23 protein-coding genes are annotated in these 26,917 nt (G+C 72.0%); 12 read left to right on the top strand and 11 right to left on the bottom strand.

Translation table 11 applies throughout. The annotated features are described in order from the left end of the window. Nucleotides 1-15 precede the first annotated feature (15 nt). Nucleotides 16-1,305 carry a citrate synthase gene (locus ACZ7LY_RS22840; RefSeq protein WP_471626508.1) on the bottom strand — a complete coding sequence of 430 codons (1,290 nt, stop codon included), beginning with the start codon at nt 1,303-1,305 and terminating at the stop codon, nt 16-18. Between the two features lie 197 nt (nt 1,306-1,502). Then, on the bottom strand, nt 1,503-3,758 hold the full coding sequence (gene recD2, locus ACZ7LY_RS22835) for an SF1B family DNA helicase RecD2 (RefSeq protein ID WP_471626507.1): 2,256 nt from the start codon (nt 3,756-3,758) through the stop codon (nt 1,503-1,505). A 479-nt stretch (nt 3,759-4,237) separates the two neighbouring features. Here recD2 and ACZ7LY_RS22830 point away from each other — a divergent pair, with 479 nt between their 5' ends. Next, entirely contained in the window at nt 4,238-5,179 is a 942-nt protein-coding gene (locus tag ACZ7LY_RS22830) for an LAETG motif-containing sortase-dependent surface protein (RefSeq protein WP_471626506.1), read from the top strand. Nucleotides 5,180-5,571: 392 nt separating this feature from the next. Further along, the gene (locus ACZ7LY_RS22825) at nt 5,572-6,036 is read left to right on the top strand and encodes a nuclear transport factor 2 family protein (RefSeq protein ID WP_471626505.1); all 465 of its coding nucleotides are present in this window, start codon (nt 5,572-5,574) and stop codon (nt 6,034-6,036) included. A gap of 12 nt (nt 6,037-6,048) precedes the next feature. Here the strand turns inward: ACZ7LY_RS22825 and ACZ7LY_RS22820 are convergent, their stop codons facing one another. After that, a complete protein-coding gene (locus tag ACZ7LY_RS22820; protein WP_471626504.1) occupies nt 6,049-6,417 on the bottom strand; it encodes a VOC family protein in 369 nt (122 codons plus the stop codon). A gap of 63 nt (nt 6,418-6,480) precedes the next feature. On the opposite strand from ACZ7LY_RS22820, the gene ACZ7LY_RS22815 reads away from it, so the two are divergent. Continuing rightward, a complete protein-coding gene (locus ACZ7LY_RS22815; protein ID WP_471626503.1) occupies nt 6,481-6,945 on the top strand; it encodes a MarR family winged helix-turn-helix transcriptional regulator in 465 nt (154 codons plus the stop codon). A gap of 28 nt (nt 6,946-6,973) precedes the next feature. On the opposite strand, the gene ACZ7LY_RS22810 is transcribed toward ACZ7LY_RS22815, so the two are convergent. Together ACZ7LY_RS22810 and ACZ7LY_RS22805 are read right to left on the bottom strand one after the other, a co-directional pair. Further along, nucleotides 6,974-7,267, bottom strand: coding sequence for a hypothetical protein (locus ACZ7LY_RS22810; protein ID WP_471626502.1), 294 nt, complete (start codon nt 7,265-7,267; stop codon nt 6,974-6,976). A 45-nt stretch (nt 7,268-7,312) separates the two neighbouring features. Beyond that, the gene (locus ACZ7LY_RS22805; protein WP_471626501.1) at nt 7,313-7,885 is read right to left on the bottom strand and encodes a hypothetical protein; all 573 of its coding nucleotides are present in this window, start codon (nt 7,883-7,885) and stop codon (nt 7,313-7,315) included. Nucleotides 7,886-8,524: 639 nt separating this feature from the next. On the opposite strand from ACZ7LY_RS22805, the gene ACZ7LY_RS22800 reads away from it, so the two are divergent. Genes ACZ7LY_RS22800 through rbsD form a run of 5 tightly spaced genes read left to right on the top strand, consistent with a single transcriptional unit; the run spans nt 8,525 to nt 14,344 of the window. Next, nucleotides 8,525-9,553 carry a LacI family DNA-binding transcriptional regulator gene (locus tag ACZ7LY_RS22800; RefSeq protein WP_471626500.1) on the top strand — a complete coding sequence of 343 codons (1,029 nt, stop codon included), beginning with the start codon at nt 8,525-8,527 and terminating at the stop codon, nt 9,551-9,553. Further along, nucleotides 9,550-11,076: a sugar ABC transporter ATP-binding protein gene (locus ACZ7LY_RS22795; RefSeq protein WP_471626499.1), complete on the top strand. Its 1,527-nt coding sequence runs from the start codon at nt 9,550-9,552 to the stop codon at nt 11,074-11,076. The genes ACZ7LY_RS22800 and ACZ7LY_RS22795 overlap by 4 nt, the downstream gene beginning before the upstream one ends. Beyond that, on the top strand, nt 11,066-13,009 hold the full coding sequence (locus ACZ7LY_RS22790; RefSeq protein ID WP_471626498.1) for an ABC transporter permease/substrate-binding protein: 1,944 nt from the start codon (nt 11,066-11,068) through the stop codon (nt 13,007-13,009). Before ACZ7LY_RS22795 ends, ACZ7LY_RS22790 begins: the two co-directional genes overlap by 11 nt. Before the next feature lie 46 nt (nt 13,010-13,055). After that, nucleotides 13,056-13,955 (top strand): ribokinase, encoded by a 900-nt coding sequence (locus ACZ7LY_RS22785; protein ID WP_471626497.1) that lies wholly within the window; start codon nt 13,056-13,058, stop codon nt 13,953-13,955. Next, on the top strand, nt 13,952-14,344 hold the full coding sequence (gene rbsD / locus ACZ7LY_RS22780; protein WP_471626496.1) for a D-ribose pyranase: 393 nt from the start codon (nt 13,952-13,954) through the stop codon (nt 14,342-14,344). The genes ACZ7LY_RS22785 and rbsD overlap by 4 nt, the downstream gene beginning before the upstream one ends. A gap of 685 nt (nt 14,345-15,029) precedes the next feature. Here the strand turns inward: rbsD and ACZ7LY_RS22775 are convergent. Genes ACZ7LY_RS22775 through ACZ7LY_RS22765 form a run of 3 tightly spaced genes read right to left on the bottom strand, consistent with a single transcriptional unit; the run spans nt 15,030 to nt 18,171 of the window. Further along, nucleotides 15,030-15,863, bottom strand: a complete 834-nt coding sequence (locus ACZ7LY_RS22775; protein ID WP_471626495.1) for a sugar phosphate isomerase/epimerase family protein — start codon at nt 15,861-15,863, stop codon at nt 15,030-15,032. Then, complete coding sequence (locus ACZ7LY_RS22770) at nt 15,860-17,017, bottom strand: dihydrodipicolinate synthase family protein (RefSeq protein ID WP_471626494.1); 1,158 nt, start codon at nt 17,015-17,017, stop codon at nt 15,860-15,862. Before ACZ7LY_RS22770 ends, ACZ7LY_RS22775 begins: the two co-directional genes overlap by 4 nt. Then, nucleotides 17,014-18,171, bottom strand: coding sequence for a Gfo/Idh/MocA family protein (locus tag ACZ7LY_RS22765; RefSeq protein ID WP_471626493.1), 1,158 nt, complete (start codon nt 18,169-18,171; stop codon nt 17,014-17,016). Before ACZ7LY_RS22765 ends, ACZ7LY_RS22770 begins: the two co-directional genes overlap by 4 nt. A gap of 204 nt (nt 18,172-18,375) precedes the next feature. On the opposite strand from ACZ7LY_RS22765, the gene ACZ7LY_RS22760 reads away from it, so the two are divergent. Then, nucleotides 18,376-19,425 carry a LacI family DNA-binding transcriptional regulator gene (locus ACZ7LY_RS22760; RefSeq protein WP_471626492.1) on the top strand — a complete coding sequence of 350 codons (1,050 nt, stop codon included), beginning with the start codon at nt 18,376-18,378 and terminating at the stop codon, nt 19,423-19,425. A 407-nt stretch (nt 19,426-19,832) separates the two neighbouring features. After that, nucleotides 19,833-20,633, top strand: a complete 801-nt coding sequence (locus ACZ7LY_RS22755; RefSeq protein ID WP_471626491.1) for a sugar phosphate isomerase/epimerase family protein — start codon at nt 19,833-19,835, stop codon at nt 20,631-20,633. Here the strand turns inward: ACZ7LY_RS22755 and ACZ7LY_RS22750 are convergent. Next, entirely contained in the window at nt 20,617-21,531 is a 915-nt protein-coding gene (locus tag ACZ7LY_RS22750; RefSeq protein WP_471626490.1) for an EamA family transporter, read from the bottom strand. The genes ACZ7LY_RS22755 and ACZ7LY_RS22750 overlap by 17 nt on opposite strands. 102 nt (nt 21,532-21,633) lie before the next feature. On the opposite strand from ACZ7LY_RS22750, the gene ACZ7LY_RS22745 reads away from it, so the two are divergent. Then, nucleotides 21,634-22,542, top strand: coding sequence for a LysR family transcriptional regulator (locus tag ACZ7LY_RS22745; protein WP_471626489.1), 909 nt, complete (start codon nt 21,634-21,636; stop codon nt 22,540-22,542). A 450-nt stretch (nt 22,543-22,992) separates the two neighbouring features. Then, on the top strand, nt 22,993-24,873 hold the full coding sequence (locus ACZ7LY_RS22740) for a glycoside hydrolase family 3 protein (protein ID WP_471626488.1): 1,881 nt from the start codon (nt 22,993-22,995) through the stop codon (nt 24,871-24,873). A gap of 93 nt (nt 24,874-24,966) precedes the next feature. Here ACZ7LY_RS22740 and ACZ7LY_RS22735 read toward each other — a convergent pair whose 3' ends face one another. Beyond that, nucleotides 24,967-26,394 carry a S28 family serine protease gene (locus tag ACZ7LY_RS22735; RefSeq protein ID WP_471626487.1) on the bottom strand — a complete coding sequence of 476 codons (1,428 nt, stop codon included), beginning with the start codon at nt 26,392-26,394 and terminating at the stop codon, nt 24,967-24,969. Between the two features lie 89 nt (nt 26,395-26,483). After that, nucleotides 26,484-26,843 carry a hypothetical protein gene (locus ACZ7LY_RS22730; protein WP_471626578.1) on the bottom strand — a complete coding sequence of 120 codons (360 nt, stop codon included), beginning with the start codon at nt 26,841-26,843 and terminating at the stop codon, nt 26,484-26,486. Nucleotides 26,844-26,917: the final 74 nt, after the last annotated feature.

Here is a 26,917-nt window from a genome sequence, read left to right as displayed (position 1 = left end):
GGCGAGCGTTCAGGCTCAGCGCTGCTCGACGGGGACGAAGTCCCGCTCGACGACGCCCGTGTAGATCTGGCGCGGGCGGCCGATGCGCGACCCCGGCTCCTTGATCATCTCGTGCCATTGCGCGATCCAGCCCGGAAGCCGGCCCAGCGCGAACAGCACGGTGAACATCTCGGTCGGGAAGCCCATGGCCCGGTAGATCAGGCCGGTGTAGAAGTCGACGTTCGGGTAGAGCTTGCGCTCGACGAAGTAGTCGTCGGCCAGCGCGTGCTCCTCCAGCTTGAGCGCGATGTCCAGCAGCTCGTCGGACTTGCCGAGCGCGGAGAGGACGTCGTGCGCCGCCGCCTTGATGATCTTCGCCCGGGGGTCGAAGTTCTTGTAGACGCGGTGCCCGAAGCCCATGAGCTTCACGCCGTCTTCCTTGTTCTTCACCTTGCGGATGAAGGTGTCGACGTCGCCGCCGGACGCCTGGATGCCTTCCAGCATCTCCAGCACCGACTGGTTGGCGCCACCGTGCAGCGGACCCCACAGCGCGGAGATGCCGGCGGAGATCGACGCGAACATGTTGGCCTGCGAGGAGCCGACCAGACGCACGGTGGACGTCGAACAGTTCTGCTCGTGGTCCGCGTGCAGGATGAGCAGCTTGTCCAGCGCGGAGACGACGACCGGGTCGAGGTCGTACTCGGCGGCCGGCACCGAGAAGGTCATGCGCAGGAAGTTCTCGACGTAACCGAGGTCGTTGCGCGGGTAGACCACCGGGTGGCCGACCGACTTCTTGTACGCGTACGCCGCGATCGTCGGAAGCTTGGCGAGCAGGCGGATCGTCGAGAGGTGACGCTGCTTCTCGTCGAACGGGTTGTGGCTGTCCTGGTAGAAGGTGGACAGCGCCGAGACCACGGACGACAGCATCGCCATCGGGTGGGCGTCACGCGGGAAGCCGTCGTAGAACCGCTTCACGTCCTCGTGGAGCAGGGTGTGCTGCGTGATCTCGTTCTTGAAGGTGGAGAGCTCGTCCACGGTGGGGAGCTCGCCGTTGATCAGCAGGTACGCCACCTCAAGGAAGGTGGAACGCTCGGCGAGCTGCTCGATCGGGTAGCCGCGGTAGCGGAGGATGCCCTCTTCGCCGTCGAGGTAGGTGATCGCGGATTTGTAGGCGGCGGTGTTGCCGTATCCGCTGTCGAGGGTCACCAGTCCTGTCTGGGCCCGGAGCTTCCCGATGTCGAAGCCCTTGTCGCCGACGGTGCTGTCGATCACCGGGTAGGTGTACTCGCCATCGCCGTACCGCAGTACTACAGAGTTGTCGCTCACGTCATCCCTCACCGACGTAGTGCCTCTTCTTCGAGGTGCCCTGACTGTCTCTACCATCCCCCACTTGGCCCAGCAGAGTGCACTCGGGGTCGGCCGTTAGGCCTATAGGCGGCACTCAGTGCCGCCAACCTGTTCATCCTGCCCCCTTCGCCCTGGTTCCGAAAGTGCCGTGTGAGCTTTGCGACGAATTTGATCGATCAAAATTTTCGAAGCTGCGCGCCGGCCAGCCGGAAGTCCAGGGCGGTGCAGCGCCTGCCCGCGGAAACGGTACGGACAGCCTGCCCCAGAGCCTTGCGCGAACCCACCAGGACGACCAGTTTCTTGGCCCGCGTCACCGCCGTGTAGAGCAGATTGCGCTGCAACATCATCCAGGCCCCGGTGGTGACCGGGATCACCACGCAGGGGTACTCGCTCCCCTGTGAGCGGTGGATGGTCACAGCGTAGGCATGGGCCAGCTCGTCCAGCTCGTCGAAGTCGTACGGCACTTCCTCGTCCTCGTCGGTGAGGACGGTGAGCCGCTGCTCGTCGGCGTCGAGGGAGGTGACGACGCCGACCGTCCCGTTGAACACGCCGTTCGCCCCCTTCTCGTAGTTGTTCCTGATCTGGGTGACTTTGTCGCCGACGCGGAAGACCCGGCCGCCGAACCGCTTCTCGGGCAGCTCGGGCCGGCCGGGGGTGATCGCCTGCTGGAGCAGTCCGTTGAGCGTGCCCGCGCCGGCCGGGCCGCGGTGCATGGGCGCGAGGACCTGCACGTCACGCCGCGGGTCGAGGCCGAAGCGTGCGGGCACCCGGCGGGCCGCGACGTCCACGGTGAGCCGGCCCGCGGCCTCCGTGTCCTCCTCGACGAACAGGAAGAAGTCCTTGAGGCCCTCGGTGAGCGGCGGCGCGCCCGCGTTGATCCGGTGCGCGTTCCGCACGACGCCCGACTCCTGGGCCTGGCGGAAGACGCGGGTCAGGCGCACGGCCGGTACGGGACCGCCCTCGGCGAGCAGATCGCGCAGCACCTCGCCCGCGCCGACGCTCGGCAACTGGTCCACGTCCCCGACGAACAGCAGGTGCGCGCCGGGCGGGACGGCCTTCACCAGCTTGTTCGCCAGCAGCAGGTCGAGCATCGACGCCTCGTCCACGACGACGAGGTCCGCGTCGAGCGGCCGGTCCTTGTCGTACGCGGCGTCGCCGCCCGGCTTCAGCTCGAGCAGGCGGTGCACGGTGGAGGCGTCGGCGCCGGTCAGCTCGGCGAGCCGCTTGGCGGCGCGGCCGGTCGGCGCGGCGAGCACGACCTTGGCGCGCTTGGCGCGGGCCAGCTCCACGATCGAGCGGACGGTGAACGACTTGCCGCAGCCCGGCCCGCCGGTGAGCACCGCGACCTTCCGGGTGAGCGCGAGCCGCACCGCCTCCTCCTGCTCGGGCGCGAGGTCGGTGCCGGTGCGCTCGGCGAGCCAGGCCAGCGCCTTGTCCCAGGCCACGTCGCGGAAGGCGGGCATGCGGTCCTCGTCGGCGCGCAGCAGCCGCGACACCTGGGCGGCGAGCGAGAGTTCGGCGCGGTGGAAGGGGACGAGGTAGACGGCGGTCACCGGCGTCACGCCGTCCTCGCCGGGCACTTCTTCCCGTACGACACCGGGCTCGCCGGACTCCTCGTCGGGCAGCGCCAGTTCGGCCAGGCAGTCGATGACCAGGCCCGTGTCGACCTGGAGCAGCTTGACCGCGTCGGCGATGAGCCGCTCCTCGGGCAGGAAGCAGTGGCCCTGGTCGGTCGACTGCGAAAGGGCGTACTGGAGACCGGCCTTGACGCGCTCGGGGCTGTCGTGCGGGATGCCGACGGCGCGGGCGATGCGGTCGGCGGTGAGGAAGCCGATGCCCCACACGTCGGAGGCGAGCCGGTAGGGGCGGTTCTTCACCACGGAGATGGAGGCGTCCCCGTACTTCTTGTAGATGCGTACGGCGATGGAGGTGGAGACCTCGACGCTCTGGAGGAAGACCATCACCTCCTTGATCGCCTTCTGCTCCTCCCACGCGTCGGCGATCTTCTTGGTGCGCTTGGGGCCGAGGCCGGGCACTTCGATGAGGCGCTTCGGCTCCTGCTCGATGATGTCCAGGGTGTCGAGCCCGAAGTGCTGGGTGATGCGATCGGCGAAGACCGGGCCGATGCCCTTGACCAGGCCGGATCCGAGGTAGCGGCGGATGCCCTGGATGGTGGCGGGCAGCACCGTCACATAGTTCTCCACGGTGAACTGCTTGCCGTACTGCGGGTGCGAGCCCCAACGCCCCTCCATCCGCAGCGACTCACCCACCTGCGCGCCGAGCAGCGCGCCGACGACCGTGAGCAGATCGCCCGCGCCTCTGCCGGTGTCGACGCGCGCGACCGTGTACCCCGTCTCCTCGTTGGCGTACGTGATCCTTTCGAGGACCCCCTCGACCACCGCCATCGGGCGCGCCGCCGCTTGGTTGGACATGATCCGACGGTAGCGCCCGCCACTGACAGCGGGGCGGACGGGCGCATGCGGTGCCCCAGGCCGCCGGGCAACTTGATGGTTCGCGCGGCCAGTTGAGCGGGCCACCGACCAGGGGAGGGTTACCGCGGGTAGGGGTGGGCGTGGCCGAATCGAGACGTTCAGGACGACCGTGTTGTACGTCTTTGCCCATGCCGTCTGCGATGTGGCTGATGAGGCGCGTGGAGACGGATTGACAGGCGAGAAAGGCTCATTGAAGCTTCTACCTGTTCCCGGGTTCCGACCGGCCCGGCACCCTTCCACGACTTCCGGCTGTGCTCCCGGCCGCGCGCGCTGACCTGCGCGCGGCCGGATCCCCCGCACGCTCGCCCGGGGTCCCCCGATGTCCGCGCCACGCCCGTACGGGCCGCGCCGCGCCCGGGGCGAGAAGCGCGCCGCGTCCGCCGACGAGCCCTCCATCTTGCTCCAAGGGGGTACGCGCCATGACTCGGCGCATCGCCATCCGCCTCGCCGGCACCACGGCCTCGGCCGCGCTTCTCGCCCTGTCCGCCGCCGGTGTGGCCGCGGCTCACGGCGGCGGCCACGGCTGGAAGAACTCCGACAGCACGTACGAGTCGCAGCACACCGGGCCCGGCACCGCCGCGCCGTCGGACAAGTGCGTGTTCTCGGCGGACGGTTCGTCCTGGACCGGGCGTCCGGGGCTGCGGGACATAGCGCCCGACGCGAGCGGCAAGATCAGCCTCCAGGTCAAGGGCGACGGCAGCACCTGCACCGTCTCCCTCGCCTCCTACCTGGCGCACGGCGCGACCTTCGACGACGGCGGCGTGCAGCAGCTCGTCGACCACGCGTCGGTGTCGGTCGGCGCGGGCGAGACGGGCACGCTGACCATCGCCGTGCCGGACGCGGTCTGCTTCGCGCAGCTCGACCTGTACCGCGGCACGACCATCTTCGACGGCAAGGAGGGCGACGGCCACGGGCCCGTCCCCGCCGCCGGCAAGCCGGTGATCGGCAGCGCGCTCATCGCCTCCTGGAACGGCCCGTCGGAGGGCGGCACCGACTGCATCTCCAACCCGCCGAAGCAGACGGAGGAGCCGTCCGCGTCGCCGTCCTCCCCCGCGCCGGGCGGTGAGGCGTCGACGCCGGCCACGGACGCGCCGTCCGCGTCGGCCTCCGTCCCCGGTGACAAGCCGAGCGAGCCCGTCGGGTCCGGGACCCCGTCTCCCGTGTCGTCCGCGTCGCCCTCCGCGCCCTCGTCGTCGGCTTCCCCGGCGGCCGGTACGGGGGGCCAGGGCGGTGACGGTGACCTGGCGCAGACCGGTGCGGACAACACCGGGGTGCTGGTCGGGGGTGCGGCTGCGCTGCTCGCGGTCGGGGGCGGGGCCGTGTTCGTGGCCCGGCGCAAGGCGTCCGCTCGGCGCGCCTGACCTTTCGCCTCTCCGGCGCGGGTGCGGTTGAGCCCCGTACGGCTGTCCCCTTCAAGGGGGTTGCTGTACGGGGCTTTCCCTTACGGGGGGTCTTTCTCGGCGGGGCTGAATGTGACGTGCGCGGTTCCTCGCGCCCCTGGGGGGGGGAGACTCCGGGGCTTTGAACTGGGCGGGGTCCTAGCTGATGTGCGCGGTTCCTCGCGCCCCTGGGGGGGTGGGGCTCCGGGGTTTATCGGTGGGCGGGGTCGAAGGTGATGTGCGCGGTTCCTCGCGCCCCTGGAGGGGGTTGGGGGCGTCCCGAGAGGGTCGGTTCGGTTAATTCGGGCGGGGGGTGGGGGGTGTGGGGTTTTATGGGCGCGTCTTTTGCGCTCACCGAAACGGAGTTTCTCGCCATGTCCGATATGACAACTCCCCCCGCCCCCGGCCCTCGTGACGTCCTGGTCCGCTATCGGCAGGCGATGCGCGACATGTCCGCGGACGACCTCGCGGACCTGTACGCGGCCGACGCCGTGCACGAGTTCCCGTTCCTCTTCCCCGGGATGCCCGAGCGGTACCGGGGGCGCGAGGAGATCCGGGCGGGTTACCGGGCGGCCTGGGGCGCGAGCCCGGCGCGGCCCGAGGAGATCCGCGAAGTCGCCGTGCACGGGAGCACCGACCCGGAGGTGATCGTCGTCGAGCAGACCGTCTCGGGGACGGTGACGACGACCGGTCGGCCCTTCGCGTTCCCGGGGCTGCTCGTGATGCGGGTGCGCGATGGCGAGATCACGCATGTCCGCGACTACATGGACGGGCTCGGCGTGGCCCACGCGATGGACCGGCTGCCGGCGGTGACCGCCGCCCTCACCAAGCGCGCCTGAACCGGCCGCTGCTCAGGCGCGGTCGTGGAGGGTGACGTGGTAGCCGTCGGGGTCGGCGAACGTGAAGGTGCGGCCGAAGGGCCCGTCGACGGGCGCGGAGACGATGGTGTGGCCGTCGGCGGCGAGCGCGTCGTGGATGTCCTGGACGTCGGTGGCGTGGAGCCAGATCGCGGCGCCGACGCCGGGGCGTGCGCCGGAGTCGAGGTCGGTGCCGGGGACGACCTCGCGCAGCGCGAACGCGATCGGCTTCGTCTCGAAGACGACGGCGTGCGGAGGGCCGGCCGGCGAACGGACGAGACCGAGGTACTGCTCGTAGAACGCCTGCGAGACGTCGAGGTCGCGAGCCTGGAGCGAGATGAAGTCGGGGCCGGTGGCGGGCATGGTGATGCTCCTTCTCTCCGTGTCAGAATCCTGACACGAACCACCGTATGTCAGAATCCTGACATGAGTCAAAGCGGCGACGGCATCCACCTCGACACCTCCCTGGGCTATCTGCTGAAGGAGGCGTCGAGTGCTCTGCGTACGGCCATGGAGGAGGTGCTGCGGCCGCTCGGGATGAACGTGACGCGCTACTCGTGCCTCGAACTGCTCGCGCAGCGGCCCGGCCTGTCCAACTCCGAGCTGGCGCGCGGGGCGTTCGTGACACGGCAGTCGATGAACACGCTGCTTCAGGCGCTGGAGCGGGAGGGGCTGGTGACGCGGCCGGCGGAGGCGCGCGTCGGCAAGATCCTCCCCGCGCGGCTCACGCCGCTCGGCCGGCAGGCACTCCGGCAGGCGTCCGAGGCGGTCCGCTCGGTCGAACTGAGGATGCTGGCGGGCCTGACCGAACCCGAACAGGCGGCCACCCTGCGCGCCCTGCGCAGCATGACGAACTCCCTCCGGGAAGGGACAGCGGACGACGACCTCTAGTTTCCGGGCCCACGCCTGACTGTTCGCGTCAGTGCAGGCCCCGGTGCGTGGACCACTGGGTCGCCGCCTGGGTGGCCGCCGCTTCGATGAGTGCCGTCAGTTCGGGGGTGTCGGGGGCGGGGAACGAGACGTAGGCGCCCCGGCCGCCCGCGACCGGCCTGCCGTACGCCTTCACGGCGAGGTGGCCGTCGGGGAGGAGCCGGACGTTGAGCGTGGTCAGCGTGTACGTCTCACCGCGCCGGGTGTCCGTCCAGCGGAGTTCCTCCGGGACCGCCACGTTGATCGCCAGGGCGCTGACTTCCGGGGCCGGGTCGTTGCTCATCGGCGGATGCTCTCACGTCCGGAGAGCGTCCGGTTCCGGGCGGCTCTAGACGCCGCCCATCGGCTCGACGTCGACCTTCGTCGGGGTGCCCCAGACGCGGACCACCTCGTAGTCCGTGAACTCGTGCACCAAGCGGTACGCCATCGCCGCGTCGGGGCGCCTGCGCTGTGCCGCCAGATAGAGGTCCGCCTCGCGGCGGTCGTGGCGGGGCGTGCCGCACAGCTGCCAGACCTGGCCCGTCCACATCTCCGGGATCCAGCGCTGCTGCGGCTGCGGCCGGTCCTCGCGCGTCCCGTACCGGGACATCACCGCCTGCCGCGCCCCCCGCGCGGGGCCCGGCCCTCCCCCGTACTCGGCGCGGCGGGCCTGCCGGCGGCGTGTCTCGCAGAGCAGGCAGAGGTCGGGGGCCGACTCGTCCACCGCGCCCTGCGGGTGCTCCGGGCAGCGGGTCGTGGGGGCGGCACCCGTGACCGTGTCGTCTAGCAGTTCCAGGGCGCGCTTCACGTCGCCGCGGACCTCGTGGAGCTTGGCGTCCGACGTGTCGCCGCTCAGGCCCTCGCCGTGCTCGCCGAGCAGGCGCAGGGCGCGGCCCAGTGCGGTGAGCTGCGCGTGGTTCACGGTCTCGTACTCCGTCCGTCTTCTACATCCCGCGGTCCATGGTCCAACACCCCCACGATCCCACGCCCCACCGACAACCCCGGCACGGCTCCTCAATCGCCGGAGAGGCTGGAAGCACGCGCCGAGGCCAGCCCCCTCAGGGGCGCGGGGAACTGCGCGCCCAGCCACGACGCACCCGGCACTCTGGGGCGCCACCCCAGCCCCCGGCCCCTCAATCGCCGGAGGGGCTGGGAGTTGGCGCTGAGGTCAGCCCCGTAAGGGGCGCGGGGAACTGCGCGAGAAGCCCCACCGGGGCTGCACCCGAGGTACAACCTTCACGCACCCGGCGCTGGGGTGCCGCCTTGCCCACCCGTGCCGCCCCAGGCGGCAGACTGCCCAAGGCGGCGGGGCGCCTGAGAAGTACCGGGGCTGACAGCCCCCTCAGGGGCGCGGGGAACTGCGCGACCAGCCACGACCACGCCCGTCCCCGGCACCGACAGTCCCATTCATCACGATCCGGTCACGACAAGTGGAACCCCCCTTGCCAGCAACCCGTGTAATCGATTCCAATCCTCCGTGTAATCGATTCCACGCACATGTGCGCCAGCACCGCCCCACATGAGTACAACCGGCAAGCGGAAGCGAAAGAGGTGGCCCGCGATGGCGAGCATCAAGGATGTCGCGGCGGCGGCCGGAGTGTCGGTCGCCACCGTCTCGCGCGTCCTGAACAGCCACCCCTCGGTCAGCCCCGACGCCCGCACCCGCGTCCTCGCCGCCGTCGAGACGCTCGGCTACCGGCCCAACGCCGTCGCCCGCTCCCTGCGCACCGACCAGACCCGCACCCTCGGCCTCGTCATCAGCGACGTGCTGAACCCGTACTTCACCGAGCTGGCGCGGTCCGTCGAGGAAGAGGCCCGTTCGCTCGGGTACAGCGTGATCATCGGGAACGCCGACGAGCGGCCCGACCTCCAGGACCACCACGTCCAGAACCTGCTGGACCGCCGCATCGACGGCCTGCTCGTCTCCCCCACCGACGGCGGCTCCCCGCTGATGCTCGCCGCCGCGCGCGCGGGCACGCCGATGGTCTTCGTCGACCGCTGGATCCCCGGCGTCGACGTGCCCGTCGTGCGGTCCGAGGGGCGGGCGGCCGTCGCGGACCTCGTCGCCCATCTGCACGGCCTCGGTCACCGCAGGCTCGCCATCATCGCGGGCCCGGCGGCGACCACGACGGGCAGCGAGCGCGTCGCCGCGTTCCGGGAGGCGCTCGCCTCGTACGACATCGAGCTGCCCGACGTCTACATCGGGCAGGGCGACTTCCAGGCCGACAGCGGGCGCCGGGTCACCGAGGGGTTCCTCGACCTGCCCGAGCCGCCGCAGGTCGTCTTCGCGGCCGACAACCTCATGGCGCTGGGCGCGCTCGACGCCGTACGCGCGCGCGGGCTGCGCGTACCGGACGATCTCGCGCTCGCCGCGTTCGACGACATCCCCTGGTTCGTGCACACCGACCCGCCCGTCACCGCCATCGCGCAGCCCACCAAGGAGCTGGGCCGGGCGGCCGTGCGGGCGCTCGTGGACCGCATCGAGGGCCGGACGCCCGAGTCGGTGACCCTGCCCGCCCATCTGATCGTCCGCCGCTCTTGCGGCGAACCCCGTGAACCGCGTACCTCGACGGAGAGGAGCAACCGGTGAGCAACCCGGACGAGTTGCTGCGTATCGAAGGGATACGGAAGACCTTCCCCGGCGTGGTCGCGCTCGACAGCGTCGACTTCGACCTGCGCAGGGGCGAGGTGCACGTCCTGCTCGGTGAGAACGGGGCCGGCAAGAGCACGCTGATCAAGATGCTCTCCGGCGCCTACACGCCCGACGAGGGGCGCGTCGTCGTGGGCGGCGAGCAGGTCCGTATCCAGGGCGCGCAGGACGCCGAACGGCTCGGTATCGCGACGATCTACCAGGAGTTCAACCTCGTACCCGACCTCACGGTCGCCGAGAACATCTTCCTGGGCCGCCAGCCGCGCCGCTTCGGTCTCATCGACCGCAAGAAGATGGAGGCGGACGCGGAGGCGCTCCTCGCGCGCGTGGGCGTCGACGTGTCACCACGCGCGCGTGTACGCGAACTGGGCATCGCCCGCCTCCAGATGGTGGAGATCGCCAAGGCGCTCAGCCTCGACGCGCGCGTGCTGATCATGGACGAGCCGACGGCCGTGCTGACCTCCGAGGAGGTCGACAAGCTGTTCGCCATCGTGCGGGCGCTGCGCGCGGACGGTGTCGGCGTCGTCTTCATCACGCACCACCTGGAGGAGATCGCGGCGCTCGGCGACCGGGTCACCGTGATCCGCGACGGCCGCAGCGTCGGCCAGGTCCCCGCGACGACGGCCGAGGACGAGCTGGTCCGCCTGATGGTGGGCCGGTCCATCGCGCAGCAGTACCCGCGCGAGCGGCCCGAGACCGGCGAGCCGCTGCTCAGGGTCGAGGGGCTGACCCGCGACGGCGTCTTCCACGACGTGAGCTTCGAGGTGCGCGCCGGTGAGGTCGTCGGCATCGCCGGCCTGGTCGGCGCGGGCCGCACCGAGGTCGTGCGGGCGGTGTTCGGCGCCGACCCCTACGACGCCGGTTCGGTGGAGGTCGCGGGCGCGCGGCTGCCCCGTAACGACGTGAACGCGGCGATGGGCGCGGGCGTCGGCCTGGTGCCCGAGGACCGCAAGGGGCAGGGCCTGGTGCTCGACCAGTCCGTCGCCGAGAACCTGGGGCTCGTGACGATGCGGGCCGCGACGCGCGGCGGGCTCGTCGACCTCAAGGGCCAGTACACGGCGGCCGAGCGGATCGCGGGGCAGCTCGGGGTGCGGATGGCCGGGCTCGGCCAGCACGTGCGCACGCTGTCCGGCGGCAACCAGCAGAAGGTCGTCATCGGCAAGTGGCTGCTCGCGGACGTCAAGGTGCTGATCCTCGACGAGCCGACGCGCGGTATCGACGTCGGCGCGAAGGTCGAGATCTACCAGCTCGTCAACGAGCTGACGGCCGCCGGGCACGCCGTCCTCATGATCTCCAGCGATCTGCCCGAGGTCCTCGGCATGAGCGACCGCGTCCTCGTCATGGCGCAGGGCCGGATCGCCGGTGAACTCGCCGCCGCCGACGCCACGCAGGACTCCGTGATGGCGCTCGCCGTCAGCAACCAGAACAGCGCCTTCGAGGAGGAGGGCTCCCGTGACCACTGACACCGTCAAGAACACACCGGCCAAGAACGGGAGCCTGCTGCGGCTGCTCCTCGACAACGGCGCGCTGACCGCGCTCGTCGTCCTCGTCATCGCCATGTCGCTGCTCTCCGGCGACTTCCTCACCACGCAGAACCTGCTGAACGTGGGCGTGCAGGCGGCCGTCACCGCCATCCTCGCGTTCGGTGTCACCTTCGTCATCGTCTCGGCGGGCATCGACCTGTCGGTGGGTTCGGTGGCGGCCCTGTCCGCGACGGTCCTCGCGTGGGCGGCGACCAGCGAGGGCGTGCCGGTCGTCATAGCCGTCCTGCTCGCCGTCGTGACCGGCGTCGCCTGCGGCCTCGTCAACGGTGCGCTCATCTCGTACGGGAAGCTGCCGCCGTTCATCGCCACGCTCGCCATGCTGTCGGTGGGCCGGGGCCTCTCGCTCGTCATCTCGCAGGGCTCGCCGATCCCCTTCCCCGGCTCGGTGTCGCGGCTCGGTGACACGCTCGGCGGCTGGCTGCCGGTGCCGGTGATCGTGATGGTCGTCATGGGCGTGATCACGGCGGTGGTCCTGGCCCGTACGTTCATCGGCCGCTCGATGTACGCGATCGGCGGCAACGAGGAGGCGGCCCGGCTGTCCGGGCTGCGCGTGAAGCGGCAGAAGCTCGTCATCTACGGCCTGTCGGGCCTGTTCGCGGCGGTCGCCGGCATCGTCCTCGCCTCCCGGCTCTCCTCCGCGCAGCCGCAGGCCGCGCAGGGGTACGAGCTGGACGCCATCGCCGCTGTCGTCATCGGCGGCGCCTCGCTCGCGGGCGGGGTCGGCAAGGCGTCGGGCACGTTCATCGGCGCGCTGATCCTCGCGGTGCTGCGCAACGGGCTGAACCTGCTGTCGGTGTCCGCGTTCTGGCAGCAGGTCGTCATCGGCGTCGTCATCGCGCTGGCCGTGCTCCTCGACACCGCGCGCCGCAAGGCCGGCGCCACGCCCACGGCGGCCGGCGCGGGGTCTGGCGGGCCGAGGCAGCGGATGCAGTACCTGATCGCGGCCGTGGTCGCGGCGGCGATCGTCGGCGGGCTCGCGCTGTGGAACAACACGGGCTCCTCGGGCGGTTCGAAGGACCTCAAGCTCGGCATGGCCGTCTCCACTCTCAACAACCCGTTCTTCACGGAGATGCGGGCGGGCGCGCAGGCCGAGGCGAAGAAGGAGGGCGTGGAGCTGACCGTCACCGACGCGCAGAACGACGCCTCCCAGCAGGCCAACCAGTTGCAGAACTTCACCAGCGAGGGCATGGGCGCGGTCATCGTCAACCCGGTGGACTCCGACGCGGTCGGCCCGTCGGTGCGCGGCGCGAACAAGGCGGACATCCCCGTCGTCGCCGCCGACCGAGGCGTCAACAAGGCGAAGACGGCGACGCTGGTCGCCTCCGACAACGTCGCGGGCGGCAAGCAGGCCGCGAAGACCCTCGCGGACAAGCTCGGCGGCAAGGGCACCATCGTCGTCCTCCAGGGCCAGGCCGGCACGTCCGCGAGCCGGGAGCGCGGCGCCGGGTTCGCCGCCGGGATCAAGCGGTTCCCCGGCATCAAGGTCGTCGCCAAGCAGCCCGCGGACTTCGACCGCACCAAGGGCCTGGACGTCATGACGAACCTGCTCCAGTCGCACCCCGGCATCGACGGCGTGTTCGCGGAGAACGACGAGATGGCGCTCGGCGCGATCAAGGCGCTCGGCGCGAAGGCCGGCAAGTCCGTCACCGTCGTCGGCTTCGACGGCACCCCCGACGGCTTCAAGGCGGTCGAGGCGGGCACGCTGTACGCGTCCGTCGCCCAGCAGCCGCGCGAACTCGGCAGGATGGCCGTGCGGAACGCGATCGAGGCGGCCCGCGACAAGAAGATCCCCGGCGCGGTCAAGGTGCCCGTGAAGGTCGTCACCGCGAAGAACGTCGCCGACTTCGGGTGAGCGCGCCCCCGTACCCTCTGGGGCGACGTACGAAGAAAGGCTCAGCATGAACACGTACGACCTCCTTGTCGTCGGGTCGGCCAACGCGGATCTCGTCGTGGGCGTCGAGCGGCGCCCCGGCGCGGGCGAGACCGTCCTCGGCTCCGACCTGGCCGTCCACCCCGGCGGCAAGGGCGCCAACCAGGCGGTCGCCGCGGCCCGGCTCGGCGCGCGTACGGCACTGCTCGCGCGGGTCGGTGACGACGGGCACGGGCGGCTGCTGCGGGAGTCGCTCGACTCGGCGGGCGTCGACACGTCCGGCGTCCTGACCGGCGGCGCGCCGACCGGTGTCGCGCTGATCACCGTCGACCCGTCCGGCGACAACTCCATCGTGGTGTCGCCGGGCGCGAACGGGCGGCTGACGCCGGACGACGTACGGGAGGCGGGGGCGCTGTTCGCCGGGGCGAAGGTGGTCTCGGTGATGCTGGAGATCCCCCTGGAGACGGTCGCGGAGGTCGCCCGTTCGGTGCCCGAGGGCGCCCGGCTCGTGCTCAACCCGTCGCCGCCCGCGCCGCTGCCGGACGAGGTGCTCGCCGCGTGCGATCCGCTCATCGTCAACGAGCACGAGGCGAAGGTCGTCCTCGGTACGGATCCGGGGTCCGGGCCGGAGGAGTGGGCGCGGCGGCTGCTGGCGCTCGGGCCGCGGTCCGTCGTGGTGACGCTCGGCGCGGAGGGCGCGCTCGTCGCGGACGCGTCCGGTGCGGTACGGGTGCCCGCGGTGCGGGTGAAGGCCGTCGACACGACGGGTGCGGGCGACGCGTTCACCGCTGCGCTGGCGTGGCGGCTCGGGGGCGGGGCGGCTCTCGCGGACGCCGCCGCGTATGCCGCGCGGGTCGGGGCCGCCGCCGTCACCAAGGAAGGGGCGCAGGCGTCCTATCCGACCGCCGAGGAGGTCGGCTCGCTGTGAAGAAGTCCGGCATCCTCAACCGTCATCTCGCGGGCGCGATCGCGGAGTTGGGGCACGGGGACGGGGTGCTCGTGTGCGACGCGGGCCTTCCGGTGCCGGCCGTCGGGCCGCGGGTCGTGGATCTGGCGTTCCGGGCGGGCGTGCCGGGGTTCTGCGAGGTGCTGGACGGGCTGCTCGACGAGTTGGTCGTGGAGGGCGGGGTCGCCGCCGGTGAGGTACGTGCCGTCAACCCTTCCGTCGCCGGGGTGTTGGAGGCGCGGCTTCCTCGCGTGGAGTACGTCTCGCATGAGGAGTTGAAGGGGCTCGCGGGGGCGGCTCGGCTCGTCGTCCGCACGGGGGAGGCTTCGCCGTTCGCCAATGTGCTGCTTCGGTGCGGGGTGTTTTTCTGACGGGTGGTGTGTGAGGGGCGCTTCGAGGGGCCCGGGCCGTGCTTCCTACGGTCCGGGCCCCTCGGGCCCTTCCCCCTCGTCGCCGGGGTTCTCGATCCCCCCAGATCCCCTCCCCAGAACCTCCGGCACGACGTAGACCCTCCGGGTGGCGGGATGGTTGTACGCCCCGCCCGACGAATATTTCCCTACGGGGATTCTGGGGGGGCGGGGTCGCTACCGCGCGGGGTTCGCCAAGTCCGGGCCCGTCGTGGCCGCTCGCGCAGTTCCCCGCGCCCCTGGGTAGGACTGGGTAGGTGGGTGGCCCCGGCCGGTGGACATCCCCGACTCTCGTCGTGGCTGAGCGCGCAGTTCCCCGCGCCCCTGGAGGGGCGACTGCGTCGCACCCTCCCCCCGGAGGGGAACGGGGCTCCGCCCCTGGGAAGCTGGGGCGGAGCCCCGCTTCCGTCTGGGGGAAGCTGCACGAAGTGCATGCTTCAGGGGCGCGGGGAACTGCGCGACCAGCCCCCACCGCGCCGCAGACGACTACGCACCGTAGTGCCCCGATAGGGGCGCGGGGAACTGCGCGAGAAGCCCCACCGGCCCGCAGAAAACTACGCACGGTAGTGCCCCGATAGGGGCGCGGGGAACTGCGCGGGCGGTACTGCAAGCGGCCTCCGCCTGATGGCGCCTCCCGGCGAAGGGGGCCTCAGCGGATCGCGTTGAACGCCGAGATCGTTTCCGTCAGCACCGCCCGACCAGGCCGCTCCCACAACCCCGAGTTGAAAAGCTCGACCTCCACGGCCCCGGCGTACCCGTGCCCGTCCAGCAAGTCCCACCAGTACCGCAGGTCCACACTCCCCTCCCCCAACTGCCCCCGCCCCTCAAGCACCCCGGCCGGCAGGGGCGTCACCCAGTCGGCAAGCTGAAACGTGGCGATCCGCCCCCCACCCGCCGCCCGCGCGACCTCCGCCTCCGCCCGCTCGTCCCACCACACGTGGTACGTGTCGACGCACACCCCCACCTGCCCGGCGGGGAACCGCTCCGCGATGTCCAGCGCCTGCCCCAGCGTGGACACCACGCACCGGTCGGACGCGAACATCGGATGCAGCGGCTCGATCGCCAGCCGCACCCCGCATTCGGCGGCGTACGGGGCGAGTTCACCGAGCGCGTCGGCGACCCGCTCCCGCGCCCCGGCGAGGTCGCGGGACCCGGCGGGCAGCCCCCCGGAGACGAGGACGAGGATGTCGGTGCCGAGGGTGGCCGCCTCGTCCACGGCCCGTTTGTTGTCCGCGACGGCCCGCGCCCGCTCCCCCGCGTCGATCGCCGTGAGGAACCCGCCCCGGCAGTGCGTGGAGACGGACAGGTCCGCCTCGCGGAGCAGACGCGCGGCGGCCTCGACCCCGTACGCCTGGACGGGCTCGCGCCAGGTCCCCACGTACTGGACGCCGAACTCGACGCAGGCGGCGACGAGTTCGGGCGGGCTGAGCTGCTTGACCGTCATCTGGTTGAGGGAGAAGCGCGGGTGGGCTCTCACGGTCATCCTTCCACTCCGTGCACGGCGAGCAGGTTCCTCATACGGGCTTCGGCGAGCGCCGGGTCGGGGAACAGCCCGAGCCGGTCGGCGAGTTCGTAGGCCCGGGCGAGGTGCGGCAGGGAGCGGGCGGACTGGAGGCCGCCGACCATCGTGAAGTGGTCCTGGTGCCCGGCGAGCCAGGCCAGCAGGACGACCCCGGTCTTGTAGTAGCGGGTCGGCGCCTGGAAGAGATGGCGGGACAACTCGACGGTGGGGTCGAGGAGTTCACGGAAGCCGGTCGTGTCGCCGGTGTCCAGGACGCGTACGGCGTGGGCCGCGAGCGGTCCGAGCGGGTCGAAGATGCCGAGCAGGGCGTGGCTGAAGCCGTGCGCGTCGCCCGCGATCAGCTCGGGGTAGTGGAAGTCGTCGCCGGTGTAGCAGCGCACGCCGTCCGGCAGGCGGCGGCGCAGCTCGACCTCGCGGCGGGCGTCGAGGAGGGAGACCTTGATGCCGTCGACCTTGTCGGGGTGCGCGGCGATGACGTCGAGGAACGTCTCGGTGGCGGCATCGAGGTCGGCGGAGCCCCAGTAGCCGTCGAGCGCCGGGTCGAACATGGGCCCGAGCCAGTGCAGGACGACGGGTTCGGCGGCCTGGCGCAGCAGGTGCCCGTACACGTCGAGGTAGTCCTCGGGCCCCTTCGCCACCGCCGCGAGGGCGCGCGACGCCATGAGGACGGCCCGCGCGCCGGTGGACTCGACGAGCGCGAGCTGTTCCTCGTACGCGGCCTTCACCTCGGCCAGATCCCGTGCGGGCGCGGTCAGTTGGTCGGTGCCGGCGCCGCAGGCGATGCGTCCGCCGACGGCCTCGGCCTCGGCTGCGGAGCGGCGGACGAGTTCGGCGGCGCCCGCCCAGTCGAGGCCCATGCCGCGCTGCGCGGTGTCCATCGCCTCGGCGACCCCGAGGCCGTGGGACCACAGGTGGCGGCGGAAGGCGAGGGTGGCGTCCCAGTCGACGGCGGCGGGCCCGCCCGGGTGCGTGTCGGCGAACGGGTCGGCGACGACATGCGCGGCGGAGTACACGACGCGGGAGGCGGGCGGCGCGCCGGGCGCGAGGGCGAGGGGCTGGTCGCGCGGCTCGTAGGCGTACAACGCCCCGTCCGCGCCCGGGAGTCGGAGGGTCACAGCGCGATCTCCGGGACGTCGAGGCGGCGGCCCTCGGCGGACGACTTCAGGCCCAGCTCCGCGAGTTGGACGCCGCGCGCCCCGGCGAGCAGGTCCCAGCGGTAGGGGGCGTCGGCGTAGACGTGCTTGAGGAACAGTTCCCACTGCGTCTTGAAGCCGTTGTCGTACGTGGCGTTGTCGGGGACCTCCTGCCACTGCTCGCGGAAGGAGTGGGTGGCGGGGATGTCGGGGTTCCACACGGGCTTCGGGGTCGTCGCGCGGTGCTGGACGCGGCAGTCGCGCAGTCCGGCGACGGCGGAGCCCTCGGTGCCGTCGACCTGGAACTCCACGAGTTCGTCGCGGTGGACGCGGACCGCCCAGGAGGAGTTGATCTGCGCGACGGCGCCCCCCTCCAGCTCGAAGATGCCGTACGCGGCGTCGTCGGCGGTCGCTTCGTAGGGCTTGCCCTGCTCGTCCCAGCGGCGCGGGATGTGCGTGGCGGTGAGCGCCTGCACGGACGCGACCCGGCCGAACAGCTCGTGCAGCACGTACTCCCAGTGCGGGAACATGTCGACGACGATGCCGCCGCCGTCCTGCGCCCGGTAGTTCCAGCTCGGGCGCTGCGCCTCCTGCCAGTCGCCCTCGAACACCCAGTAGCCGAACTCGCCGCGCACGGACAGGACTTGGCCGAAGAAGCCGCCGTCGATGAGGCGCTTCAGCTTGAGCAGGCCCGGCAGGAAGATCTTGTCCTGGACGACCCCGGTCCGTACGCCCGCGTCCCGGGCGAGGCGGGCGAGTGCGAGGGCGCCGTCGAGGCCGGTCGCGGTGGGCTTCTCGGTGTAGACGTGCTTGCCGGCGGCGATGGCCTTCTTGAGCGCGTCCTCGCGGGCGGAGGTGACCTGGGCGTCGAAGTAGATGTCCACCGAGTCGTCGGCGAGGACCGCGTCGAGGTCGGTGGAGATGTGCGCGGGGTCGAGGCCGTGGCGTTCGGCGAGCGCGCGCAGGGCGTGTTCGCGGCGGCCGACGAGGACGGGCTCGGGCCACAGCACCCTGCCGTCGCCGAGGTCGAGGCCGCCTTGCTCGCGCAGGGCGAGGATCGAGCGTACGAGGTGCTGGCGGTAGCCCATACGGCCGGTCACGCCGTTCATGGCGATGCGCACGGTCAGACGACTCACGAACGTTCCCTTCGGGGGCGGGCGGAGAGCGGAGTGGGGAGGCGGAGTGGAGAAGCGGGGCGACAGGCGCCGCAGCAAGCGCTTTCTGTCGGGCATGACGCTAGCCTCTGCACAGTCACTCGGACAAGAGGCAGACCCGGCTCGTCCGCCCGGCCCCGCGTCCGCACCCCTCACCACCCCCCCAGCCCGGAGGCTGACGACCCGATGACCGTGACCCTGGCGGACGTGGCAGCCCGCGCGCAGGTGTCCCCCGCGACCGTCTCGCGCGTGCTCAACGGCAACTACCCCGTGGCCGCCGCCACCCGCGAGCGCGTCCTCAAGGCGGTCGACGAGCTGGACTACGTACTGAACGGCCCCGCGAGCGCGCTCGCCGCCGCCACGTCCGATCTCGTGGGCGTGCTGGTCAACGACATCGCGGACCCGTTCTTCGGGATCATGGCGTCGGCCGTCCAGGCGGAGATCGTCGGGCCCGGCGGGCGCGCCGGCGGCGAACGGCTCGCCGTCGTCTGCAACACCGGCGGGTCGCCCGAGCGCGAACTCACGTACCTCACGCTGCTCCAGCGCCAGCGCGCGGCGGCCGTCGTCCTGACCGGCGGCGCGATCGAGGACGCGGAGCATGTCGCCGCCGTGACGGGCAAGTTGAGGCGGCTGACGGAGGCGGGGACGCGGGTGGTGCTGTGCGGGCGGCCGCCGCTGCCGGACGCCGGGGCGGTGGCACTGCCGTTCGACAACCGGGGCGGGGGGCGGGCGGTCACCCGGCATCTTCTGGAGCTCGGGCACCGGCGGATCGGGTACGTGGCCGGGCCCGAGGAGCGGACGACGACGCGGCATCGGCTGGAGGGGCACCGGGAGGCGCTCGCGGAGGCGGGTGCCGGCGGCGGCCTGGACGGGCTTGTGGTGTACGGGGCGTACGACCGGGCGGCGGGATACGCGGCCACCGTCGAACTGCTGCGCAGGGAGCCGGGGTTGACGGCTGTAGTCGCGGCGAACGACACGGTGGCGCTGGGGGCGGGGGCGGCGCTGCGGGAGGCCGGGTTGCGGATTCCGGAGGACGTGTCGGTGGCGGGGTTCGACGATCTGCCGTTCAGTGTGGACGCGGTGCCGGCGTTGACGACGTTTCGACTGCCGTTGGGGGAGGCCGGGGGGCGGGCCGGGCGGATTGCCGTGGGGCGGGAGGGGGTGCCGGTGGGGGGTGTCGCACTTGTTCCGGGGGAGCTTGTCGTGCGCGGCTCCACGGCTCCGCTCCGCGGGTAGCGGGCGTTTTGCCCAAGGTCACCGTCGAGGTGCACGCCCCTTCTCTCAGCGCAGTTCCCCGCGCCCCTGGGTCGCACTTCGTCCGCGGACCGGTGGGGCTTCTCGCGCAGTTCCCCGCGCCCCTGAAGCATGCACTTCGTGCAGCTTCCCCTTGGAGGAAGCGGGGCTTCGCCCCTACTTCCCCAGGGAGGAGGTGGCGGCGCAGTCGCCCCTCCCGCTCCCTCCGGGGGAGGTGGCGACGCAGTCGCCCCTCCAGGGGCGCGGGGAACTGCGCGACCAGCCACGACGAGAGGCGAGGAGACCCACCGGCCGGGGCCACCCGCTCACCTCAGGGGCGCGGGGAACTGCGCGAACCGAGGTCCGAGCCGGCCCGCTTGGGGTACGTCACCCCGGGTACGTTCAGCGCCATGAAACTCGCGTTCTCCACCCTCGGCACCCCCACCCTCCCCGTAGAAGACGTCCTCACCCTCGCCACCACCCACGGCTACCACGGAGTGGAACTGCGCGCCCACCCCGAGGAGCCCGTCCACCCGGACCTGCCCCCCGCGGAGCGCGAAGCCGTGGCCGCCGCCTTCAAGGAGGCCGGCGTCGAGATCCTCGGCGTAGCGGGGTACGCCCGCGTGGCCGCCCCCGGCGACGACGCCCCGGTCCTCGACGAGATCCGCGCCCTGGTCGGCCTCGCCCGCGACCTCGGCGCCCCCTTCGTCCGCGTGTTCCCGGGCGGCGGCGACGAGCAGAGCGCCGAGGAGGCGGACGCGGTGGCGGCCCGGCGCCTGGGCGTGGCGGCCGAGTTCGCCGCCGACCACGGCGTACGGGTCCTGCTGGAGACGCACGACTCGCACCGCACCGGCGCCGACGCCTCCCGCGTCGTGGGCCAGGTCGGTCACCTCAACGTCGGCGTGCTGTGGGACGTCATGCACACCTGGCTCGGCGGCGAACAGCCGGCCGTGTCGCACGCGGCCCTCGCCCCCTACCTCGGCTACGTCCAGGTCAAGGACATCGCCGGCCCCGACGACACCACCCCGCTCCCCCTCGGCGCGGGCGCGCTCCCGCTCGGGGAGTGCGTGGAGGTGCTGGCCCGCGCCGGCTGGGACGGCTGGCTGTGCTGGGAGTACGAGGCCCGCTGGTACCCCGGCGCCCGCCCGTTCCCCGAGGCGATGGGCGCCGGCCGCGAGTCGCTCGTACGGCTGCTCACGGAGTCGGCGTAGGCGCTGCTGCCGCAGAGGGCGCGGGCAGCGGCGCGGCGGGCTTGCGGGCGCCGGACAGGGAGGTCAGGGCGACGCCCGCGACCAGCAGGGCCGCCGCGCACCAGCGCAGGGGGCTGACCGGTTCCCCGAGCAGCAGCGCGGCGGAGGACATGCCGAAGACGGGCACGAGCAGGGAGTACGGGGCGACGGTCGAGGCGTCGTAGCGCTGGAGCAGGCGGCTCCAGGCGCTGAACCCGAACAGGGTCGTCACGAGCGCCACGTACAGGATCGCGCCGATGCCCGGGGCGTCGAGGGAGCGCAGCGCGGCGGCGTCCCGGGCGGGCCCCTCGAAGATCAGGGAGAGCGCGAGCAGCGGCAGGACGGGCACGGCGCTCGACCAGACCATGAAGGTGAACGGCGCGGTCGGCGACGCCTTGCGCGTCAGGACGTTCGACACACCCCAGAACACGGCCGCGACGACGACCAGCGCGAACGCGCCGAGCGGCCCCGAGCCGCCCTCGTCGACGGCGGCGACGGCGATCCCCGCGACCGCGACGGCCATGCCGAGGAGGCGTACGGGCCGGGGGCGCTCCCCGAGGAACGCGCACGCGATCAGGGCCGTGAACACCGCCTGGATCTGGAGCACCAGGGAGGAGAGTCCTGCGGGCATCCCGGCGTTCATGCCGAGGAACAGCAGGCCGAACTTGCCGACGCCCAGGGCGAGTCCGACGCCCACGATCCAGCGCCAGGGCACGCTGGGCCGGCCGACGAGGAACACGGCGGGCAGCGCCGCGAGCAGGAAGCGCAGGGCGCAGAACAGCAGCGGCGGGAAGTGGTCGAGGCCGATGTCGATGACGACGAAGTTCACGCCCCACAGGGCGGCGACGAGGACGGCGAGGCCGATGTGCGCGGGTCTCATACGGCCAGGATCACGCGGGCGGACCATGTAGCACCAGCGATGATTCGTGCATGGTTGGATTAAGCAACGCTGAATCCAGGAGGGAAGGGCGGGCGGTCCGGGATGCTCGATCTGCAACGGCTGCGGGCGCTGCACGCGGTCTCCGTGCACGGGACGGTCGGCGCCGCCGCGGCCGCGCTCGGCTACACCCCCTCGGCCGTCTCGCAGCAGATCGCCAAGCTGGAACGGGAGACCAGGACCACCCTTCTCGTACGGGAGGGCCGGGGCGTGCGACTCACCGACGAGGCGCTGCAACTCGCCGCGACGGCGCAGGAGTTGATGGCGATCGTGGAGCGCGCCGAGACGGGCATCGAGGAACGGCGCGGGGTGCCGTCCGGGCGGTTGAGCGTGGCGGCGTTCGCGTCGGCGGCGCGGGGACTGCTGCCGGGGGCGCTCGCGGAACTGGCCGCGCGGTATCCGGCGCTCGACGTACGGATGAGCGAGGTGGACCCGCACCTGTCCGTGGACCTCGTCGCCAAGGGCGCGGTCGATCTCGCCGTCGCCCACGACTGGGACATCGCGCCGCTGCCGGCCCCTGCCGGGGTGGAGCAGGCGGTGCTCGGCGACGACCTGTGCGATCTCCTGGTGCCGCAGGAGCATCGACTGGCGGGGCGGGGGGCCGTCCGGCGGGAGGAGTTGAGGGACGAGCGGTGGGTGTCGCAGCCGGCGGGGCGGGTGTGCCATGACTGGCTCGTACGGACGATGCGGGCGGTGGGGGCGGAGCCGGTGATCGTGCATCGGGCGGAGGAGAACCACACGTTGGCGGCGTTGGTCGCGGCGGGGTTGGGGGTGGCGGTGTTGCCTCGGCTCGGGCGGGGGGTGTTGCCGGGGGGTGTGGCGGTCGTCGGGCTCGAGCCGGTTCCTCGGCGGAGGCTTTACGCGTTGTGGCGTACGGGGTCGGGCTCGCGCCCGGCGATCCAGGCCACGCGCAGCGCCCTCCGCGCCCAAGCCACCATCACCCTCACCCCTTGACTCCATCACCCCCAGCCCCCTGGGGTTGCCGTTCACCTTTCGCCGGGTGGTGGGCTGGTCGCGCAGTTCCCCGCGCCCCTGGGGAGTTCTCCAGGTGAGGCCCGCTGCCCTGAACGTCGCGCAGTTCCCCGCGCCCCTGGAGGCGGGGCTTCGCCCCTGCCTCCCCCGATAGAGGTAGCGCACGAAGTGCGCACCGAAGGGGCGCGAGGAACTGCGCAACCTCAGCTACAAGCAGCCTCCGCCCGGAGAACTCCCCAGGGGCGCGGGGAACTGCGCGACCAGCCCACCACCGGGCGAAAGGTGAACGACGACCCCAGGGGCGCGGGGAACTGCGCATCGGCGGTCACTTCAGGTGACCCCGGGAAGAAGGCGCCGCGAGGGAGAACTCCCTGCCCCCCGTTCACAAGCAAGGGCCACGTCTCTTGACTGGCAGAAACTTTCCGCATAACCATGACGCGCGGAAGTTTCCTTCACCACGCCCCTCCCCCGGAAGGAGCGCACGTGCAAGACCACCCCAGACCCGCCCTGTCCAGGCGCACACTCCTCGCCGCCACCACGGCGACAGCCGCCGCCACCGCCCTCTCCCTGCGCACCGCACCCCCCGCCTCCGCCGCCGCCCCCGGCAACGACCAGACCCTGAAGAAGCTCATCTCCGGGATGTCCCTGGAGGAGAAGGTCGGCCAGCTCTTCGTGATGCGGGTCTACGGCCACTCCGCGACCGCCCCGGACCAGGCCGACATCGACGCCAACCTCAAGGAGATCGGCGTCCGCACGGCGGCAGAGCTGATCGACCGTTACAAGCTGGGCGGCATCATCTACTTCGCGTGGGCGCACAACGTCCGCGACCCCCACCAGATCGCCGACCTCAGCAACGGCATCCAGCGGGCCGGCCTCGCCCAGCCCTCCCGTGTCCCGCTGCTGATCTCGACGGACCAGGAGCACGGCATCGTCGCCCGCGTCGGCAAGCCGGCGACCCTGTTCCCCGGCGCGATGGCCCTCGGCGCGGGCGGTTCGCGCGCGGACGCCCGCAAGGCCGGCCAGATCGCGGGCACGGAGCTGCGCGCACTCGGCATCCGTCAGGACTACGCGCCCGACGCCGACGTGAACGTCAACCCGGCGAACCCGGTGATCGGCGTGCGGTCCTTCGGCGCGGACCCGGGCGCGGTCGCCGGGATGGTCGCCGCGCAGGTCAAGGGGTACCAGTCGGCCGACATCGCCTCGACGGCCAAGCACTTCCCCGGCCACGGCGACACGGTCGACGACTCGCACGCGAAGCTTCCGTACATCCACCACACGCGCGAGCAGTGGGAGAAGCTGGACGCGCCGTCGTTCAAGGCGGCCATCGCGGCCGGCATCGACTCGATCATGACGGCGCACATCGTCGTCCCCGCCCTCGACCCGGCCGAGGACCCGGCGACCCTGTCCCGCCCGATCCTCACCGGCATCCTGCGCGAACAGCTCGGCTACGACGGCGTCGTGGTCACCGACTCGCTCGGCATGGAGGGCGTGCGCACCAAGTACGGCGACGACCGCGTCCCCGTCCTCGCGCTGAAGGCGGGTGTGGACCAGCTCCTCAACCCGCCGAACCTGTCGGTCGCCTGGAACGCGGTCCTGAACGCCGTGCGCGGCGGCGAGCTGACCGAGGCGCGGCTCGACGAGTCCCTGCTGCGCATCCTGCGGCTCAAGGCGAAGCTCGGGCTGTTCAAGGACCCGTACGTCACACACAGGGGTGTGGACAAGAACGTGGGGACGGCCGCGCACCTGGCCGCCGCCGACCGGATCGCCGAGCGTACGACGACGCTGCTGGTGAACAAGGACAGGCTGCTGCCGCTGAACCGGCGCACTCACCGCGACATCCTCGTCCTCGGCGCCAACCCCGCGTCCCCCTCGCTCAGCGACGGCCCGCCGACCACCGTGCTCGGCGCGACCCTGGCCGAACTGGGCTTCTCCCCCACGGTGTTGCCGACCGGCACCGCCCCGAGCAAGGCCGTCATCGACCAGGCGGTCGCGGCGGCGCAGGGCAAGGACGCGGTCCTCGTCGGCACGTACAACGTGGCGGCGGGCAGCGCGCAGCAGGCGCTGGTGAACGCCGTCGCGGCGACGGGCGTCCCGGTCATCACCCTGTCCATGCGCAACCCGTACGACGTTGCTCAACTCGCGGCGTCCAGCGCGCACTTGGCCGCGTACTCGTGGATCGACGTCGAACTGCGGGCGGCCGTACGGGTGCTGGCGGGGCAGGCCGATCCGCGCGGGCGGCTGCCCGTGCCGGTGCAGCGGGCCGACGACCCGGCGAAGGTGCTCTACCCGATCGGCTACGGCCTGTCCTACTGACTGACCGGGCAGGCAGCAGCGGGGCCGCACCCCCGAGAGAGGGTGCGGCCCCGCTTCGTCCGCCCGCGCTCAGGCGGTCACGCGATCAGGCGATCAGGGGCGCAGCTTCAGCTCGCGGGCCGGCGCCTTGTCCAGCTTCGCGTCGTGCTTGGCCTTGGCGGTCGTGCCCGACAGGCCCGCCCAGTCGAGGATGCGCGCGGTGGCGAGGGCCTTGTCGTCGGGGTTGAGGGCCGCGACGTTCGCACCGTGGTTGGCGTGCGGCGCGGTCAGCACGTACGAGTCGCGGGCGCCCTTGCCGAGGTGGAAGCGCTCGGCGCCCCACGGGTCGTTCTCGCCGTACACGTACAGCATGCGGGTGGCGTTGTGGCGTACCCACGTGTCGACGTCGCGCATGGCCTGCGGCTGGAACTTCATCGGGATGTCGCGCGGGACGAAGTTGCGCGGCGGCTGGTAGCCGTAACGGGACAGCTTGCCGAGCCAGGGCTGCTTGATGTCGGGCGAGCCGAGCTGCGTGCCCGCCTGGTAGTAGTACGGGGTGTAGCGCTCCAGGCCCTGGTCCGCGTAGGAGGACCAGCCGCCGACCTCGTCGACGTAGTCGAACAGCGCCTGGTCGCTGACGGTCTTGGCGTCCGGCACGTCCGCGCAGGCCGACTCGGGCTGGTACTGCCAGAAGCCCCACACGAGGTCGAGGACGGTCGCCTCGTACGCCTTGTCCAGCGAACCGACCGTGTTCACCGTGTAGTTGTTGGCGTCGAGGTACTCCTTGTACTTCTTCTCCAGGGCGTCGCGGCGCACGAGCGTCTCGCGCTGCACGTCCTGGAGCGCGACGCGGCACTCCTTGGGGCCGACCGCGGTGAAGAACTTGTCGTACGCCGAGTCCTCCTTGTTCACCACGTCGTTGGGGGCGACGTAGGCGACGACGCCGTCCATGTCCTTCGGGTAGAAGCGCTCGTAGTACGTGGCGGTCATGCCGCCCTTGGAGCCGCCCGTGGTCAGCCAGTTCTTGCCGTAGAGCGGCTTGAGGGCCTGGTAGATGCGGTGCTGGTCGCTGGCGGCCTGCCAGATGTCGAGCTTGGACCAGTCGGCGGGCGCCGGGCGCGAGGGGGTGAAGAAGCGGTACTCGACGGAGACCTGGTTGCCGTCGACGATGCGGGTGGGCTCGCTGCGCGAGGGCGACGTCGAGACGTTGTAACCGCTGGTGAACATGACCGTCGGGCGGCTGACGTCCTTGTGCAGCACGGTGATGCGCTGCTGGAAGGTGCCCTTGGACGGGTGGCGGTGGTCGATGGGCTGCGTGTAGTTGAGGACGAAGTACCGGTAGCCGGCGTACGGCTTCTCCTCGACGATGCTCATGCCGGGTATGGCGAGGAGCCGGTCCTTGATGTCGGCGGTGGCGGCGGCGTCGGACGCCGCCGGGGTCACCGTCTGGCGGGTGTCGGCGGCGGCACCTGCGGTGCCGGCCGTTCCCGCGGTGCCTATGAGCACCGCGAGGGACAGCAGCCATCTGGACGTCTTGCGCATGCACCCTCCCCTGGAGATACGCGCGTTCACGAGTGTCCCCGGAAACTATCGGAGCCGCTCGCGTACCACCAGAGGTACCGGGTGTCCGCTCAGCACAAGATCCAGCCCGATCTGACCGACTTCGACCCGACCTGTCCGGTGACGCGGACGCAGCGGTGCCCGGCGTGCACGGTGACCGGTCCCGCGCGGCGGGTGTACGTCCCCTTGTCCTTGACCGGGCGGTTGCCGCGCGCCTGGACGCTGACCGCGATGGTCTGCCGCACCCCGGGCTTCTTCGGGTACGTCACCGCGCAGACGTAGGCACGGGTCTTGTAGACGACCGTATGGCCGGTGGCGAAGGGCAGGGTGCGGACCTTGCGCCCGGAGCAGGGCGCCTTGGCGGTGTCGGCGTGGGCGAGCGCCGGGCCGCCGAGCAGCAGGGCGCACGCGACCAGAAGGGCCGTCAGCAGGCGTGGGAGGAGGCGGGATCCGCGGCGCGGGCGGGATCCGCGGCGGGGGCGGGATCTACGGCGGGGGCGGTGCC

Source organism: Streptomyces sp. NPDC107550 (genome assembly GCF_055639095.1).
The sequence above is the reverse complement of the archived record's forward strand: the minus strand, read 5'-3'. Positions and strand labels throughout refer to the sequence as shown.

What these genes read in the sequence shown, in the direction of transcription:
- ACZ7LY_RS22755 (WP_471626491.1), top strand. Translation starts at nt 19,833, where the DNA reads ATGAAACTCGCGTTCTCCACCCTCGGCACCCCCACCCTCCCCGTAGAA.
- ACZ7LY_RS22745 (WP_471626489.1), top strand. Translation starts at nt 21,634, where the DNA reads ATGCTCGATCTGCAACGGCTGCGGGCGCTGCACGCGGTCTCCGTGCAC.
- ACZ7LY_RS22800 (WP_471626500.1), top strand. Translation starts at nt 8,525, where the DNA reads ATGGCGAGCATCAAGGATGTCGCGGCGGCGGCCGGAGTGTCGGTCGCC.
- recD2 (WP_471626507.1), bottom strand. Translation starts at nt 3,758, where the DNA reads ATGTCCAACCAAGCGGCGGCGCGCCCGATGGCGGTGGTCGAGGGGGTC.
- ACZ7LY_RS22830 (WP_471626506.1), top strand. Translation starts at nt 4,238, where the DNA reads ATGACTCGGCGCATCGCCATCCGCCTCGCCGGCACCACGGCCTCGGCC.
- ACZ7LY_RS22750 (WP_471626490.1), bottom strand. Translation starts at nt 21,531, where the DNA reads ATGAGACCCGCGCACATCGGCCTCGCCGTCCTCGTCGCCGCCCTGTGG.
- ACZ7LY_RS22810 (WP_471626502.1), bottom strand. Translation starts at nt 7,267, where the DNA reads ATGAGCAACGACCCGGCCCCGGAAGTCAGCGCCCTGGCGATCAACGTG.
- ACZ7LY_RS22760 (WP_471626492.1), top strand. Translation starts at nt 18,376, where the DNA reads ATGACCGTGACCCTGGCGGACGTGGCAGCCCGCGCGCAGGTGTCCCCC.
- ACZ7LY_RS22735 (WP_471626487.1), bottom strand. Translation starts at nt 26,394, where the DNA reads ATGCGCAAGACGTCCAGATGGCTGCTGTCCCTCGCGGTGCTCATAGGC.
- ACZ7LY_RS22820 (WP_471626504.1), bottom strand. Translation starts at nt 6,417, where the DNA reads ATGCCCGCCACCGGCCCCGACTTCATCTCGCTCCAGGCTCGCGACCTC.
- ACZ7LY_RS22825 (WP_471626505.1), top strand. Translation starts at nt 5,572, where the DNA reads ATGTCCGATATGACAACTCCCCCCGCCCCCGGCCCTCGTGACGTCCTG.
- ACZ7LY_RS22815 (WP_471626503.1), top strand. Translation starts at nt 6,481, where the DNA reads ATGAGTCAAAGCGGCGACGGCATCCACCTCGACACCTCCCTGGGCTAT.
- ACZ7LY_RS22775 (WP_471626495.1), bottom strand. Translation starts at nt 15,863, where the DNA reads ATGACCGTGAGAGCCCACCCGCGCTTCTCCCTCAACCAGATGACGGTC.
- ACZ7LY_RS22785 (WP_471626497.1), top strand. Translation starts at nt 13,056, where the DNA reads ATGAACACGTACGACCTCCTTGTCGTCGGGTCGGCCAACGCGGATCTC.
- ACZ7LY_RS22740 (WP_471626488.1), top strand. Translation starts at nt 22,993, where the DNA reads ATGACGCGCGGAAGTTTCCTTCACCACGCCCCTCCCCCGGAAGGAGCG.